This is a genomic window from Rhizobium gallicum bv. gallicum R602sp, from assembly GCF_000816845.1.
GTDB lineage: Bacteria > Pseudomonadota > Alphaproteobacteria > Rhizobiales > Rhizobiaceae > Rhizobium > Rhizobium gallicum.
This window is the reverse complement of sequence record NZ_CP006880.1, coordinates 997,484-1,010,149: the sequence shown is the minus strand read 5'-3', so window position 1 is coordinate 1,010,149 and position 12,666 is coordinate 997,484. Positions and strand designations below refer to the sequence as shown.

The following is a 12,666-nucleotide window of genomic DNA, read 5'->3' as shown; positions in this document are numbered from 1 at the left end:
TGCGGTGGGCCACGCTTCTTGTTGGGATCGCGGTTCCCCTTGCTCATCCTAAGATTTGTCCGCCTCCTCGACCATCCTACCTTGGAAGCATCATGAACGTCGGACGCGACTGAAACAGCCTCGTTAGAGACGTCGGATGCAATCTTCGGTCTTAATCCATCATCGAATACAGCTGGGCCGCAACCGTGTTTTTCTCCGCGTCGGCGGCTTGGCCAAGGTGTTCGTGTTTCGGTTTCTGTATGCGGCATGGCGGACGGCGCCTGCCGCATCTCATGAACCATCAATTGGAAGGTTTGTTCCTCTGAGCACAGCAGCGTGCGTCTCGGGGGGCGTGACGGTCCTACTGCAGGGTCACGTGAGCAGGATACACACGAGCCATCTCTGGACGTTGCTCGAACGTCCGGCGGAGCAACCGCGCTGCGTCATCCATGATGAAGACGAGGTCCGTAAGGCGCTCGATCTCCTCGTGAATTCGATATGCCTCGACGTCGTCGAGACTGCCACTTCCGATCAGCCTTCTCGCCTTTTCGACCAAGCGTTCCGTCCGGTCAACGATGTCCAGGCTGCGGCGTATAATGACTTCGAGCATGCGTGTCCCTCGCTTGCATGACGCAGCGTGGGGGAGAATCGATCAACAGGCAATCACTAAATGTGACTAAAGACGGTCGCGGATACGGTCGTAAAGATCGCGGACTTCATCGAGCGCCCGGTCGTAGCGTGAGCGAGGCGTAGATGATCGAAGACCGGCGATCGCAAAGGCAAACGCACCGGCGACCGCCGCGGCGGTCAGGAGTGATGAAACAGGATAGAGCTTAACCGTTGCTTCAGTCTGACGTGCGGCTTGCCTTGCGCCACCCTTTACGGATTGCGCGGCGTCGGAAATCTGCTGCCGCAACGCCTCCATCTGCTTGCGCAGGGCGCTGATTTCTTCGCGAGGATCATAGTCCGGCTGAGGCGGAATGCCTACCGCGGCGGTGTTGGTGTCGACAATCGCCTTGGGAACGGGCTCGCCGATCTTGGCACCCTTGGCAACCAAGGGCGCGGTGTCGGTTCGTTTGCGAGGCGGCATGGGCGGTCTCCCTGAAATGGTCTTTCCACGTTAACTGGAGCAGACGGTCCTGCGTTCAAGCGCACAAGCCACGCAGTCGAATTGCTGCTGACCGATTGGATGACGGAGCGTTTAGTCGCGCAGTCCAGATGGACCATGAAGCTTCGATCCGCTTCGCGGCGACGTCTTCGAGAGTGCGATAGCCTTCGTCGTCGAGTCCAATGGCTGCGCTGGGGAACGTATCGTCGGGCAAATCCTCGTAGAAGCGGACCTGCGATGTACCGCTTCGGTAAGGGCTGCGACATCGGCCCTGTCCGACATAAACAGCAGCTGCGGCTTTCCAGGTCCTCAACCTGTCGAGGTCCTCGCTGGTTAGTCTGCGGACCAGCTCCGGTTCAATCAGGTTCGTTTGGTGCTGGTCCTTCATAAGAGGCGAGCGAAACACCTGCGCAATCCACGCCCAAAGGAGTGGCCCCTGACAGCTCTCTTATGCGTGGGCTTAAGAACGTGGCTGACGCTATCTGAATGCCACTTCCACGTGTGCCGATCCTGGGCAATCACCTGGCAACCCGTCTCGAAACCTTCCCCTTTAATAGCCAGAACGAACTCGGGAGGAATACCGGCCGAGTTTGAAACGGAAAGCGCGGCACTGTCGCTACCGAGGGACTTGATGGTGCAGTCGATGGTTGAACGTCGATCGTTAGATATAATGGAACCAGCCTTCAGCACCCGACGACGGTTGCCCATCGTCTGATCCGCTTGAATGGAACTCCACGAGACGCAACGATTTCGTCCTTTATGCTTGGCATGATAAATCGCGGCGTCCGCCTGGGCCAGAAGTGTCTCGATGTCTTTGCTAACGATCGAGAGTGCCGAGACTCCCAAGCTGGCTGTCGCCCTCAGCGTGCCGTAGTCGCCGCGGATTTCCTGCGACGAGATCGCAGTCCTCAGTTTTTCCGCCACTGCAATTGCACCTTCCCGGTCAATATGGGGAAGGATAATGGCGAACTCTTCGCCCCCGAGGCGGCCAAACAGATCGCCGGCCCTCAGTGCTGCCCTGCATGTTGACGCGACCGTCTTGAGAACCTCGTCTCCGGCAGCATGACCATAGGTGTCGTTGACTCGCTTGAAATGATCGATGTCGAAGACGACGCAGGAAAGACTGTGCTGGTGCCGCAAAGCCAAGGAGATGAGCTGCTCGGCTTCCTGCTTGAAGGCGCGCCGCGTTAGGGCTTCGGTCAGGCTGTCGGTGGCTGCCGATTGCAGTAATTCGATTCGATCCATGGCGGCACCCGCAAGTTCGGTGAGGATCGCCAGATCTCTGCTGCCGAATGATCTTGGCCTGCGATCTATCGCGCACACCGTGCCAATTGCGTGTCCGTCATTCGTTTTCAATGGGACGCCTGCATAAAAACGGATGTGGGTCTTGCCCGTCACCGCCGGATGGTTTGAAAACCGCAGATCCTTGGTTGCATCCTCCACGATGATTGGTTCTTCGCAGTCCACGACGTAGCGGCAGAACGTATCTTCGCGCGGCACCTCATCGGTTAAAAAGGCCGGAGCAGGCCTTATACCATTGACGATGCGCATCGATCAGCGAGACGATACCGATATCGATTGCGAAGATTTCCTTGATCAGCCGCACCACCCGATCGAAGCCTTCGTCTCTTGGCGTGTCGAGCAGGTCGAAGCGTTCCAGTGCAGCCAGGCGGGCTGCTTCCCGCTCGGCGGCCACTGCAGATGACTTCCCGAATGGTCTTGCCCCTGCCATTTCCGCGTCTCTCCTCAAAGGTCCGTGGGTTGATGATCGATTCGAAAAATTAACAAAGGAATTCGGCGATAGCGAAAAGTTAACGCTTCAGGGATTCGGATGCCGCGCACTGAGTGCTGAAAAGCCGGTCGAGGCCGCAGTCGGTTCCTCTTCGCCAGCCCTTCTTGGTGGCGCCTGCTCAGACTTGTCAACCATTTCCAGGGTCGATCGCGTCCCTGCCGCAGTTTCGCGGCCTAGTTTCTGCGCGCTCAGCGTCGACCTCACGGCTGGGCGCGTAAAAGTTTTAGAGCGCTTCGGAGCGCACTACGCGCAAGAGCGTTGGAGAAGGAACTGTTGTCATCGTGAGTCCGCTTTCCCAGAAGCGCGTTTTCGTTCTGTGCCAGTGCGAAGCTGATTGTCCTGCCGCCTTTGCTCTTTTGCAACGAATTCGTCTGGTACGCGATTGTCGCTTTCGCTTTCTCGTCCAGAAAACCGCGTTCCGTTTACCTGCTTTCCAAGCAATGGATCGACCGGGCAGCAGGGGCCGTCGCAGGGGCGCTCGGCGTGAAGCTCGTGATAGAAGGCGTGGGGGCTGCGCGATAGACAATGAAGCGTCGGAGACGGGTGTTCGTTCAATAAATATCCGGCGTTCAGCAAGTTGCCGAAAGCGCATTTTTGGTGAGCATCGCCGTCAGGGACTCGTTGTCGCCGAACGAAGAACCGGTCACCCGGTAGAGCAGCGGACTGAGAGACGCAGTTGTAAGAACCGAACGGAAACGGATGGTAGGACAGTGAAACTCAGCGGTTGAACAGGTCCTGCCACTGCTTCTCGCCAATCATGCAGTCGGTAGCCGGTATGCCGTCGGCGATTTTTTGAATCTCCGCCGGCGGGGTAAGGCCACTGATCTCCATGACCAGCTTACGGCGCACAGCAACGGCGAAATCCTCTATCTTGCGAACCGGCAGCACGAAGGATCCGGGGCCGCCGATGACGCAATCCGCATAATATTTGTCGAGCCCGCTCGGAGCCTCGGCAGGTCTCAGCATAATGGCGAGACCGTTAATGACGATGCCTACCCCTAACGCCTTGTCCCGGGTAGACATGACCGGATCGCCGGAATTGTTTGGCCCATCCCCGGAAACATCGATCACCTTCCTTATGCCGTCATAGGGGCTGGAGACTATCATTGTGGCGCCCTGGGCTATCGCAGCGGAGATCGATGTACGACGCTGCGTGCTGATCGGTCGCGCTTCCAGCTTATTGGCGAAATCGAGCGCATCCTGCTGCGTCTCGATTGCCTGCCACTCGATCACGGAACCGGGCACAACATAGCCTGCCCATTCAAAATAGCTGATGACAATGCGACCGGTGAGACCGCCCTTCACCGCGTCGATGAATTCCTTGTGCTTGAGCGCTTCGATATAGCCCTCGCGCTGGATGCGAACTTCCTCGTAATCCATGGACCGTGAGGTATCGACAGCAAGGACAAGTTCGACATCGACCTCGACTTCCGAAGCTTGCGCCACTGTCGAGGGGAGACCGGAGAGGCCGATGAGCACCGCGAGCGTCGTAAACATCGTCAACCAATCACTGCGTTATTCACGCAAAGGACTGTAACACAGCTTGGTCGGAGAATGACCCTCGAGCGCCTGCGGCCCTTCAACTTTCGGTGAGAGATGGAAATCCGGCTCTGTCGACAGCATCCGACGTTTATCCGTCCCGATCTCGACGACCGCGATCGACACGAGCCGAAAAGTTGTCGGTGTACAGCGGCGCCGATTGCACGAATTTGCGGCTGAACACGATAATGGTTGCGGTCATGGCAATCCATCTTCAGGGCGCCCTGCCATGCTTGCCTGCGGCAGATATTCCGCTAGTTGGGTTCAAATGGATGTCCAGGAGAATGCAGTTCCGATCGGTTCGTTGAATACGTCCAAACAGGTGCCGCTTCACGTGCAGGACCCAGCTGCGATGGCGGAAATTGAACGGCTTCTCACCCGCCGTACGCGTGACATCCGTCTCAAAGGCGAGCTTCGTCGCCTGTTTCGGGAGCGCTCCTGGTCGCGAACGGCCAAGATCGTTCGCGCCTGGATGGTATGGGTAGCTTTGTTGGATGTGCTGACGCTGTCGCTCAACATGTTGATGCTTCCAAGAGCCGTCACCGTGCCGATGCTCCCGCCGAGCAGCATCCTCCCGGCAGTCGCTATGGCCATCGCCGTTGTTTGGCAAAAGCCGCGCGCACCCTGGCTCCAAGGGCTATCGCTGATTGCCGGCATGTTCCTCATTCTCTTGTCGATCGCATTGGTGGGCGTGAGCGCGGGTGGCGAGTTCTACGAGCGGCACTTGAACATCATGCTGTTCGTGGCGATTACAGCCATCATTATCTTTGGTATACCATTGGCTTGGACGGTGACGATCGCCGTTTTGGCGCTCGGCCTTTATCTCGTTTTTCAGTTGCTGAACCCAAGCCTTGAAATCGGCAGCGCCGTGGCTGCGACGCTGTTTTTTGCCAGCGGTATCATTGCAACGGTCGTTGCCAGACGGACCATGACGATCCTTGCCCAGAAGACTTTCCTACTTGAGCTTCGAGACCGCTGCCGTGTCGCTGAACTGGCAGACGCAAATGGCAGACTTGAGCATCTCGCAAGAACCGATCCCCTAACCGGGCTCGCAAACCGGCGCTGGATGATGGAAACACTCGATCGGCTCTGGGGCGGCGGCACCAAATGCCCTGCAGGCGCAGCCATGCTGATGTGCGATATTGATGAGTTCAAGAACCTGAATGATCGTCTCGGCCATGCCGAGGGTGATCGCTGTCTCGTCGAAGTTGCCGATATTATCCAGGACTGCGTGAGGCGCGATCGGGACCATGTGGCGCGCTACGGCGGCGAAGAGTTCCTTGTTCTGCTTCCAGGGTTGGACGCGCGCGGAGCCATCGCTGTGGCTGAACAAATTCGCAAGAGCGTCGAAGCCGGCACGTTTCCCAATCCTGGATCGCGCGTCTCCCCCTACGTCACCTTGAGCATTGGAGTGGCGGTACAGGCCCCAGCCGCAGAGGCTGCATCGCCCGAGCAGCTTCAGCGTCAGGCCGATGCAGCGCTTTACCTTGCGAAACAGGCCGGTCGCAATCGCGTGGTCCTCCACGGATCGGTTTCATCGAGCATCTAAGCTCGCTTGTCCCGATACGGAGTGGAGTCTCGGTCAGGACGCTCATTCATGGTCTCGTCTTCGCCGGTCACGCTTGTTTTAGAAGACAGCCACGGCCGCTCCACCGCGAACCGAGCCCGATTCCGCGCGTCGAAATTAAGCCGCCGCTGTCGCCGCGTCACGAAATGAAACGAGTTTCTGGCGTCGATCATCCCACAGCACAAGCCCGACGCATTGCAGGCTTTGCCAAAGTGTAATGCGCCCGATTCCGGCAAGTTGCGGATGATCGCGCAGCACTTCGGGCAGCCGGTAATAGGGTATGCGGCTCGACAGGTGATGGATGTGGTGGATGCCGATGTTGCCGGTCATCCATCGCAGCACCAGCGGCAAGTCGTAGTGGGACGCACCGTGAAGGGCAGCTTCCGGAAACCGCCAGTCGTCGCCCGTTGACCAGTGCGTATCCTCGAACTGATGCTGGACGTAGAAGAGCCATATGCCGGCCGCACCCGACACAAGCACGATCGGCAGGTGGATCAGCAGGAACGGCCAGACCCCCGCAATCCACATCATCAAGCCTGCGAGTGTGACGAGAGCTAGGTTTGTGCCCATTGTCGATACCCAGGGAAGCGCTCCGGAATTCATCATTCCGATTGGCAGGCGTTGCTTGAAGAGGAAGAGCCAGGCCGGGCCGATGCCGAACATCACGAGTGGGTGACGGTAGAGGCGATAGCCGAGCCGTCTCATGGGCGAAAGGGCACGGTATTCTGCAACCGTCAGAGTCGTGATGTCGCCAACACCCCGCTCATCCAGATTGCCAGCCGATGCATGATGGGCGGCGTGCGCCCGACGCCAATAATCGTAAGGGGTCAGCGTAAGCACGCCAATCACACGCCCTGTCCAATCGTCGATGCCGCGACGGGCGAAGAACGAGCCATGGCCGCAATCGTGCTGGATCATAAACAGGCGTAGCAGGAAGGCTGCGGCCGGAATGACCGCGGCCAGCCCGTACCAGAATCCGTCAACGAAAGAAAAATAGGCGACAGCCCAGCACGCTGCGAACGGGATGACGGTGACAATCAGCTCGAAGGCGCTGCGACCAACCCGCGGCTGACGGTATTTCGCCAGGGTTTTCAACCAAGCTGCGACATTGTCTTCAGCAAGTGAGGCAGGTGTATAGACATTTGCATTCATCAAAAGCTTTTCCTGTTCGCGCATCTTGCACCATCTGTGCGCGCATGACCTGTTTGCGCCCATAAACGCCGTGGTTTGCGCGTCAGGATTTACGAGCCTTGCGTGCGGCATAACGGCGATCGCGTTCGGCCTTGCGTGCGGCTTCGGCGGCCGCGGCGCGTGAAACCTGATCGGCAATCTCTGCCTGACGAGATTCGGCCTCTGCCTTTTCCTGTGCCGCCTTCAATGCTTCCCGTTCGGCACGACGGAGCTCACGGGCCTGGGTCACCGCATCACGCGCGGCAAGTCTCTCCTGCATGGCGGGATCAGCCGATTTCGGGGCGGAGGCAAACTTTGCCAGAAGCTCTCGTTTGGCCTCAGCCGCAGCATTGCGGCGCTCGGTAAAGCCGTTGTCGGTGGGACGTTTCAACAGATATTCCTTTGGATCTCGTAAAGTAGCATGCGTGGGATGAATGCGCAGCCAATGAAGGCCGGTGGTGACGGTATCGTGCACTCCTGGAGGAGCTTCAGAACGGAAAGGGCCAGACACGAAGCCTGGCCCCTGAAGCTTCGTGCCGCCGTACCGATACATCTGCGGTCATCGGCGGCTGAGGCTCAGGCGGCCTTGAGCTGGCTGGCAGACATCTTGCCCGACTTGCTGTCGCGCTCAAGCTCGAAACCGAGCTTCTGGCCTTCGACGATCGAATTCATGCCTGCACGTTCGACAGCCGAAATATGAACGAACACATCGGCGCTGCCGTCATCAGGCTGGATGAAGCCGAAACCTTTGGTCGAATTGAACCATTTAACCGTACCAGTCGTCATAACGAACCTTTCTTTAGCAACATTGTTTACCGCCGGGCGATGCACAGCGGTTTTTCGACTTTTGAGAGAGGGAAGTTCGTCACGAAGCGCGAGGCGCAGCAAAAACAAATATCGGCAAACAAAGTATCGATGGCGCGAGTATAGACGCTTTGATCGTCACGTCAACTTCTTGTTTTGGCATCTAAAGTTATACTACTTTTGGTAGAATACAAGGAGACAGGTCGCGCCAGCCAGATTGAGGCATCATACGCGCTTCAGTTCTTCCGCCGCCTGGGCAGAGGATATCCATCGGCTTCGTAAAACGTCTGCATCTGCTGACCATCGAAGCGGGCTTCCTCAACTTCCAGAACGGCACCGCGAAGCATCGAGGCGGGCATGTCCTCGATCGCAAAGCGGAGCGCTTCAGCAGCTGATTCAAACCTTTTGTATCGAAGGTGGCTCGTTCTCCTTACCGTCTTGCAGGGATAAAGTCCTGCAGCAGCACTATAATCAAACGGCGCCATGCGTAAGCTCCTTACGGGCAGAGAGCGTCACGATGTTGGCGCTCCTTGTACGATTTTCGAGCCGCTGCTGCCGTTCGACGGGCCTTCGTTCTCTCATTTTGAGGATCTGCCTGGCGCGGATGTCCTGCAGCTTGGCAGCATTCGAACCCTCCGGCGCTGCGCGCCGGAACAGGCTTTCCGCCGTGTGGCGGGTCGTGTCTATCATAAAGGTATCCTAAACGTGGATGCGCGAGGCAATAGCGTTCAGCGCAATTCTCTTCCGCCAGGGCGGAATTCGGGACTTTCGCGGTTCTCAGTTAGCCAATCAGCCGGCCGGGCCAGCGGAATCAGCAACCCGAACGTCTGAAAGCGTAACAATGACATGGTGACGCCGGCCGCCCCTTTCAAGGCGCCGCCACAGCCCATCTTCGCAACAAGCACCTCCGACGTCAACCACTGCGACCCATTATAAAATCATCGGCCGGAGTTCACGAAAGGCAGTCATTCGGGCTTTCGCGTCCGGCGTCGTTTTCGCACGCTTTGCAGAACTGGCTCGTTCCCGGCTCCCACTTCTCCCGTCGAGGGCTTTGCCTCTTCTTCGGGCACTGCAGGATCCGGGCGGACAGATAGTCCTCGCTCGTGACGGGACTTTTCCCGCTCTTTCAGCAGTGCGAGATACCGCTCGCGAGCTTGAGGCATGGTCAATTCACCCGCGACCCAGCATTCGATCAAGGCATGAAAGGCTGGATCGGCATCAATTTCGAGACCGAGCCTGCGCGCGCGCCCAAACGCTTTTGTGACAGCCACCCGACGGCCTTCAATGCTCATGCAGAACTCCGATTCGTATCGAGCCAACCATGCCACGATCCTTTATAACGGCTATATATCGACTCACCAACATGAAGGAGTCCGGGCTAGCCGCAGGGAATTGGCAGATGGCCGCACCCAGTCCCGACGATGTCTGATGCAGCCGGGAATCTTTCGCTGAGGTGTGCCGCCGCCGGCGAAACGGGTAGGTCGATGGTACCGGCAGCCGATCTCAGCAGAAAGGCACTTCGACGACCGGACGGACTGAAGTTGCCACTTGTCAACGCATGAGTGTTCTTCCAATGTATTTGAATGAGTTTCCAAGATGAGGATCGGAAAATGCCGACGGGGACAGTGAAGTTCTTCAACCAAACCAAGGGCTTTGGCTTTATCCAGCCCGATGATGGCTCAACCGACACGTTCGTTCATATTTCCGCCGTCCAGCGGTCGGGTCTTACCAACTTGAGCGAAGGGCAGAAGATCAGCTACGAGATCGTCGAGGATCGCCGGTCAGGCAAATCGTCCGCCGAGAACCTGAAGGTCCTATAGATAGGGAAGACAGGTACTCCAGGAGAAAGCGTTTTGGCTCGAACGGTGCCCCGTACGCCGCCGTCGCCTGCGGCCGAAGCGAGGCGTGCACGCCAAAGCAAATCGCCCGATCGTATTGCTTGCTTCAGGGGCGGCTCTTTTCTTCCTCGTCGTCCGACCAGGTGAATCTCGACCGGGGCAAGCTATCCGATGGCTGGCGCAAGACGTCGTCTCACAAGAACTGGTCCTGCTTCACTTTAAGAATGAGTACACCAGCATATTCTACACCTATGAGAACCTTCTCGGAGCCATCAGGGCAGCGGCACCGCGCAACGACGAACGAGCAAACACTTTCGGCCTCCGCCGATGCAGGGCAGCCCCCGCGACCTTGAGCGATCAGCCGATGGCATTTCGATCGCGGATCAATTCTAACCGCCTAGCGCGGGGCATCGTTTTCATCTGTAGCCTCGCTTGCATACACGTTGTGAGCGACGGCGGCCAAAATCAGAAGGGTAACCGAGGCCAGGGCGCAGCAGGCAGCAAAACCGAGCGCGAAGCCGCGTTTCGCCGTCTCGAGCCAAGGAAGCTCCGCCGAACCGCCCAATGTCCTTGCGATCTCCACCGCTCCGGCGAGCGTCGCGGAGATCGCTACGACCTGTGCCTCGTTGAACCCGCTTAAGTTCACTTGGTCCATCGTCATGCGATAGACCAGCGTTCCAAGACTGCCGAGTAAGGCGACACCGAGCGCGCCGCCGAATTCCGCACTGGTTTCCGAAATGGCAGAGGCAGATCCAGCACGTTCGGGCGGCGCGGTGCTGACGATCAGCCCCGTCGTCGTGAGGATAACCGGGACGAAGCCGAGTCCAATAAGCATGCTTGCCATCAAGATTCCAACGAGACTTTCAGCGTATGCCGCAACCGCCATGGCAGTTGTTCCGACAGCATTGACGATCAGACCCCCGATCACGGTACTGACCGGACCAAAGCGGTTGGTGAAGCGATAGGCCTGAAAAGACATAACGGTAAAGACCAGCGCCGATGGCACCGACCACAACGCCGCTCCCAGCGGCGAAAGCCCGAGCACCAGCTGCAGAAACAGGTTCTGGAACAGGAAAATACCGAAGACGAAAAATACACCGGCGAGATTAACCATCAATGAAGCCGTGAAGGACGGAACGCCAAAGAGACCAAGATCGATCAAGGGGTGAACAAGATGCTTCTGGCGGCGCACGAACACGATGCCGACCAAAGCGCCAACAACGATTGGAAGCAGCTGGCCCGGTTTGAAACCATCGGCGGCCATATGCTTGAAGCCGTAGATAATCGGCAGAACGGTTGCAAGGGACAACAAGACACTCGGAAGATCGAGTTTGCCGCCCTCGTCATTTCTATACTCCGGCAGGAGAAAGGGAGCTGCGATCAGCAAGGCCATCATAACCGGAATATTGATCAGGAAGACCGACCCCCAATGGAAATATTCCAGTAACGCGCCTCCTAAGAGCGGGCCAACCAGGCCACCAAGGGCGAAGGCCGTGCCCCATATACTGATCGCCCGGTTGCGCTCGGCCTCGTCCTGGAAAAGGTTGACCACAAGTGACAACGTGGAAGGAGCGATGGTGGCACCGGCGACACCGAGCAGCGCACGTGCGATGATCAATTGCTGAGGGGTGCTGGCTGCCGCCGTAAGCGAGGAGGCCACGGCGAAGGCGAAAGCACCGACGAGCAGCACCCGCCTTCGTCCTATCCGATCTCCAAGTGTGCCCATGGTCACCAAAAATCCCGAAACCATGAAGCCGTAGATATCGTTTATCCAGAGCAGTTCCGATGCGGATGGATCGAGATCTGAGACAATCGCCGGCATCGCGAGAAACAGGACGGACAAATCCATCGAATAGATAAGGCAGGCGATCGACAGAACATAGAGGCCGATCCATTCGCGGCTGCCGGCGGTGGGCTGGGGTTTTTCTGCAAGATGTTCCTGCAAAGGCTGCCTCCCGAGTTATGATTTTGCAAATCTCGCCTCCCCTCAAGATTTTGGCAACCAGCGCCGAACGCCCATAAGTCTAACGAACCGCAATAAACGTCCCGCGCAGACCGGAATGCAGGGTTAAGCCAGACTTTCAACGGCCGTTGGTTTGACGGGTTTCACCCCAGAAATGCTGAAGCGCGCAGGACCGACGGAGGACTGGACAAGACAATACCACGGCAGCGGCGCACGCTCTCCTCTGCCGACGGTGACGTTCGCCGTCAACTCTATTCGGTCATTCAGGCCTGGTACTCCGGTCACAACCTTGCCACCCCAAAGGCGCCAAGGGCTAAGGCTATTCTCGGCCGTGGTTTAAAAACTGCCATCGCTTCGAATAGTCCCGCCAGATATTTCCCGCCGTCTCGATGTCATGGGGAACGGCAGTCGCGGCTAACGTCTCGTTCATAGGCACGTTCACCGTGAATGTGAGCAGCAGTCCGAAAACCAGATAGACGACCGCGGCAGTAGCAAACCAGAGCGCGGGCGCTTTGCACGACCAACTTGTCGGGTACGTGCACGTGCGAGGTCTCGTTAATGCATCGAATGCATGTCTTCCTGGCGCAACTGGTCGATGGCATCCAACGCCTCTTCGGCAGACCAGCCCGCTCGAAGGGCGGCCGCGATCAGACGCACTTCAGCTTCCTGCTCAAGCTTCAGATAGAGCCCCTCAAGAGCTTCTCTTGCAGTGACGACATGTTCGTCGTGGGGCACGACATGGGGAATTCTTTCAAGCTGTGGCATGTTGATCTCCGCTAATAGCTGCTCCTCTTGAAGCCTTGCCGTCCGGCCGCACGGGGCGTTCGATCCTTTTCATCGCGAAGAGCGGCAGCCTCCTTGAGGACGAGCTTGACGCCAGAGCGATTGTTTGCGCGTTGAAACTGA

13 protein-coding genes and 1 pseudogene are annotated in these 12,666 nt (G+C 57.8%); 2 read left to right on the top strand and 12 right to left on the bottom strand.

Annotation, left to right across the window (positions count from 1 at the left end):
* Positions 1-340: 340 nt before the first annotated feature.
* The 4 genes and pseudogenes from RGR602_RS27950 to RGR602_RS27930 form a co-directional block, all read right to left on the bottom strand.
* Positions 341-589, bottom strand: a complete 249-nt coding sequence (locus RGR602_RS27950; RefSeq protein WP_040115295.1) for a hypothetical protein — start codon at positions 587-589, stop codon at positions 341-343.
* Between the two features lie 66 nt (positions 590-655).
* Positions 656-1,069, bottom strand: a complete 414-nt coding sequence (locus RGR602_RS27945; protein ID WP_040115293.1) for a membrane protein — start codon at positions 1,067-1,069, stop codon at positions 656-658.
* A 496-nt stretch (positions 1,070-1,565) separates the two neighbouring features.
* Positions 1,566-2,819, bottom strand: a pseudogene (locus RGR602_RS27935) (sensor domain-containing diguanylate cyclase).
* A 777-nt stretch (positions 2,820-3,596) separates the two neighbouring features.
* Positions 3,597-4,376, bottom strand: a complete 780-nt coding sequence (locus tag RGR602_RS27930; protein WP_040115290.1) for a DUF1194 domain-containing protein — start codon at positions 4,374-4,376, stop codon at positions 3,597-3,599.
* 310 nt (positions 4,377-4,686) lie between these two features.
* On the opposite strand from RGR602_RS27930, the gene RGR602_RS27925 reads away from it, so the two are divergent.
* Complete coding sequence (locus RGR602_RS27925; RefSeq protein ID WP_082046706.1) at positions 4,687-5,967, top strand: diguanylate cyclase; 1,281 nt, start codon at positions 4,687-4,689, stop codon at positions 5,965-5,967.
* Positions 5,968-6,102: 135 nt separating this feature from the next.
* Here the strand turns inward: RGR602_RS27925 and RGR602_RS27920 are convergent, their stop codons facing one another.
* From RGR602_RS27920 to RGR602_RS27900, 5 genes are all read right to left on the bottom strand, one after another.
* On the bottom strand, positions 6,103-7,137 hold the full coding sequence (locus tag RGR602_RS27920; RefSeq protein ID WP_040116531.1) for a fatty acid desaturase: 1,035 nt from the start codon (positions 7,135-7,137) through the stop codon (positions 6,103-6,105).
* An 82-nt stretch (positions 7,138-7,219) separates the two neighbouring features.
* Complete coding sequence (locus tag RGR602_RS27915; protein WP_040115288.1) at positions 7,220-7,546, bottom strand: DUF6481 family protein; 327 nt, start codon at positions 7,544-7,546, stop codon at positions 7,220-7,222.
* Between the two features lie 185 nt (positions 7,547-7,731).
* On the bottom strand, positions 7,732-7,941 hold the full coding sequence (locus tag RGR602_RS27910) for a cold-shock protein (RefSeq protein ID WP_022719019.1): 210 nt from the start codon (positions 7,939-7,941) through the stop codon (positions 7,732-7,734).
* A 254-nt stretch (positions 7,942-8,195) separates the two neighbouring features.
* Positions 8,196-8,444, bottom strand: a complete 249-nt coding sequence (locus tag RGR602_RS27905; RefSeq protein ID WP_040115283.1) for a hypothetical protein — start codon at positions 8,442-8,444, stop codon at positions 8,196-8,198.
* Complete coding sequence (locus RGR602_RS27900) at positions 8,431-8,649, bottom strand: hypothetical protein (RefSeq protein ID WP_040115282.1); 219 nt, start codon at positions 8,647-8,649, stop codon at positions 8,431-8,433. The genes RGR602_RS27905 and RGR602_RS27900 overlap by 14 nt, the downstream gene beginning before the upstream one ends.
* Before the next feature lie 920 nt (positions 8,650-9,569).
* Between RGR602_RS27900 and RGR602_RS27890 the strand changes: the two genes are divergently transcribed.
* Positions 9,570-9,779, top strand: coding sequence for a cold-shock protein (locus tag RGR602_RS27890; protein ID WP_040115278.1), 210 nt, complete (start codon positions 9,570-9,572; stop codon positions 9,777-9,779).
* Between the two features lie 415 nt (positions 9,780-10,194).
* Here RGR602_RS27890 and RGR602_RS27885 read toward each other — a convergent pair whose 3' ends face one another.
* From RGR602_RS27885 to RGR602_RS27880, 3 genes are all read right to left on the bottom strand, one after another.
* Positions 10,195-11,742: an MFS transporter gene (locus tag RGR602_RS27885; RefSeq protein WP_040115277.1), complete on the bottom strand. Its 1,548-nt coding sequence runs from the start codon at positions 11,740-11,742 to the stop codon at positions 10,195-10,197.
* A 337-nt stretch (positions 11,743-12,079) separates the two neighbouring features.
* Complete coding sequence (locus tag RGR602_RS39310) at positions 12,080-12,232, bottom strand: DUF1772 domain-containing protein (protein WP_246703715.1); 153 nt, start codon at positions 12,230-12,232, stop codon at positions 12,080-12,082.
* Between the two features lie 83 nt (positions 12,233-12,315).
* Positions 12,316-12,525 carry a hypothetical protein gene (locus RGR602_RS27880; RefSeq protein ID WP_040115276.1) on the bottom strand — a complete coding sequence of 70 codons (210 nt, stop codon included), beginning with the start codon at positions 12,523-12,525 and terminating at the stop codon, positions 12,316-12,318.
* Positions 12,526-12,666: the final 141 nt, after the last annotated feature.

Bases quoted from the DNA above. Each gene is read 5' to 3' on its own strand.
- RGR602_RS27950 (WP_040115295.1), bottom strand. From the start codon at position 589: ATGCTCGAAGTCATTATACGCCGCAGCCTGGACATCGTTGACCGGACG.
- RGR602_RS27945 (WP_040115293.1), bottom strand. From the start codon at position 1,069: ATGCCGCCTCGCAAACGAACCGACACCGCGCCCTTGGTTGCCAAGGGT.
- RGR602_RS27930 (WP_040115290.1), bottom strand. From the start codon at position 4,376: ATGTTTACGACGCTCGCGGTGCTCATCGGCCTCTCCGGTCTCCCCTCG.
- RGR602_RS27925 (WP_082046706.1), top strand. From the start codon at position 4,687: ATGGATGTCCAGGAGAATGCAGTTCCGATCGGTTCGTTGAATACGTCC.
- RGR602_RS27920 (WP_040116531.1), bottom strand. From the start codon at position 7,137: ATGAATGCAAATGTCTATACACCTGCCTCACTTGCTGAAGACAATGTC.
- RGR602_RS27910 (WP_022719019.1), bottom strand. From the start codon at position 7,941: ATGACGACTGGTACGGTTAAATGGTTCAATTCGACCAAAGGTTTCGGC.
- RGR602_RS27905 (WP_040115283.1), bottom strand. From the start codon at position 8,444: ATGGCGCCGTTTGATTATAGTGCTGCTGCAGGACTTTATCCCTGCAAG.
- RGR602_RS27900 (WP_040115282.1), bottom strand. From the start codon at position 8,649: ATGATAGACACGACCCGCCACACGGCGGAAAGCCTGTTCCGGCGCGCA.
- RGR602_RS27890 (WP_040115278.1), top strand. From the start codon at position 9,570: ATGCCGACGGGGACAGTGAAGTTCTTCAACCAAACCAAGGGCTTTGGC.
- RGR602_RS27880 (WP_040115276.1), bottom strand. From the start codon at position 12,525: ATGCCACAGCTTGAAAGAATTCCCCATGTCGTGCCCCACGACGAACAT.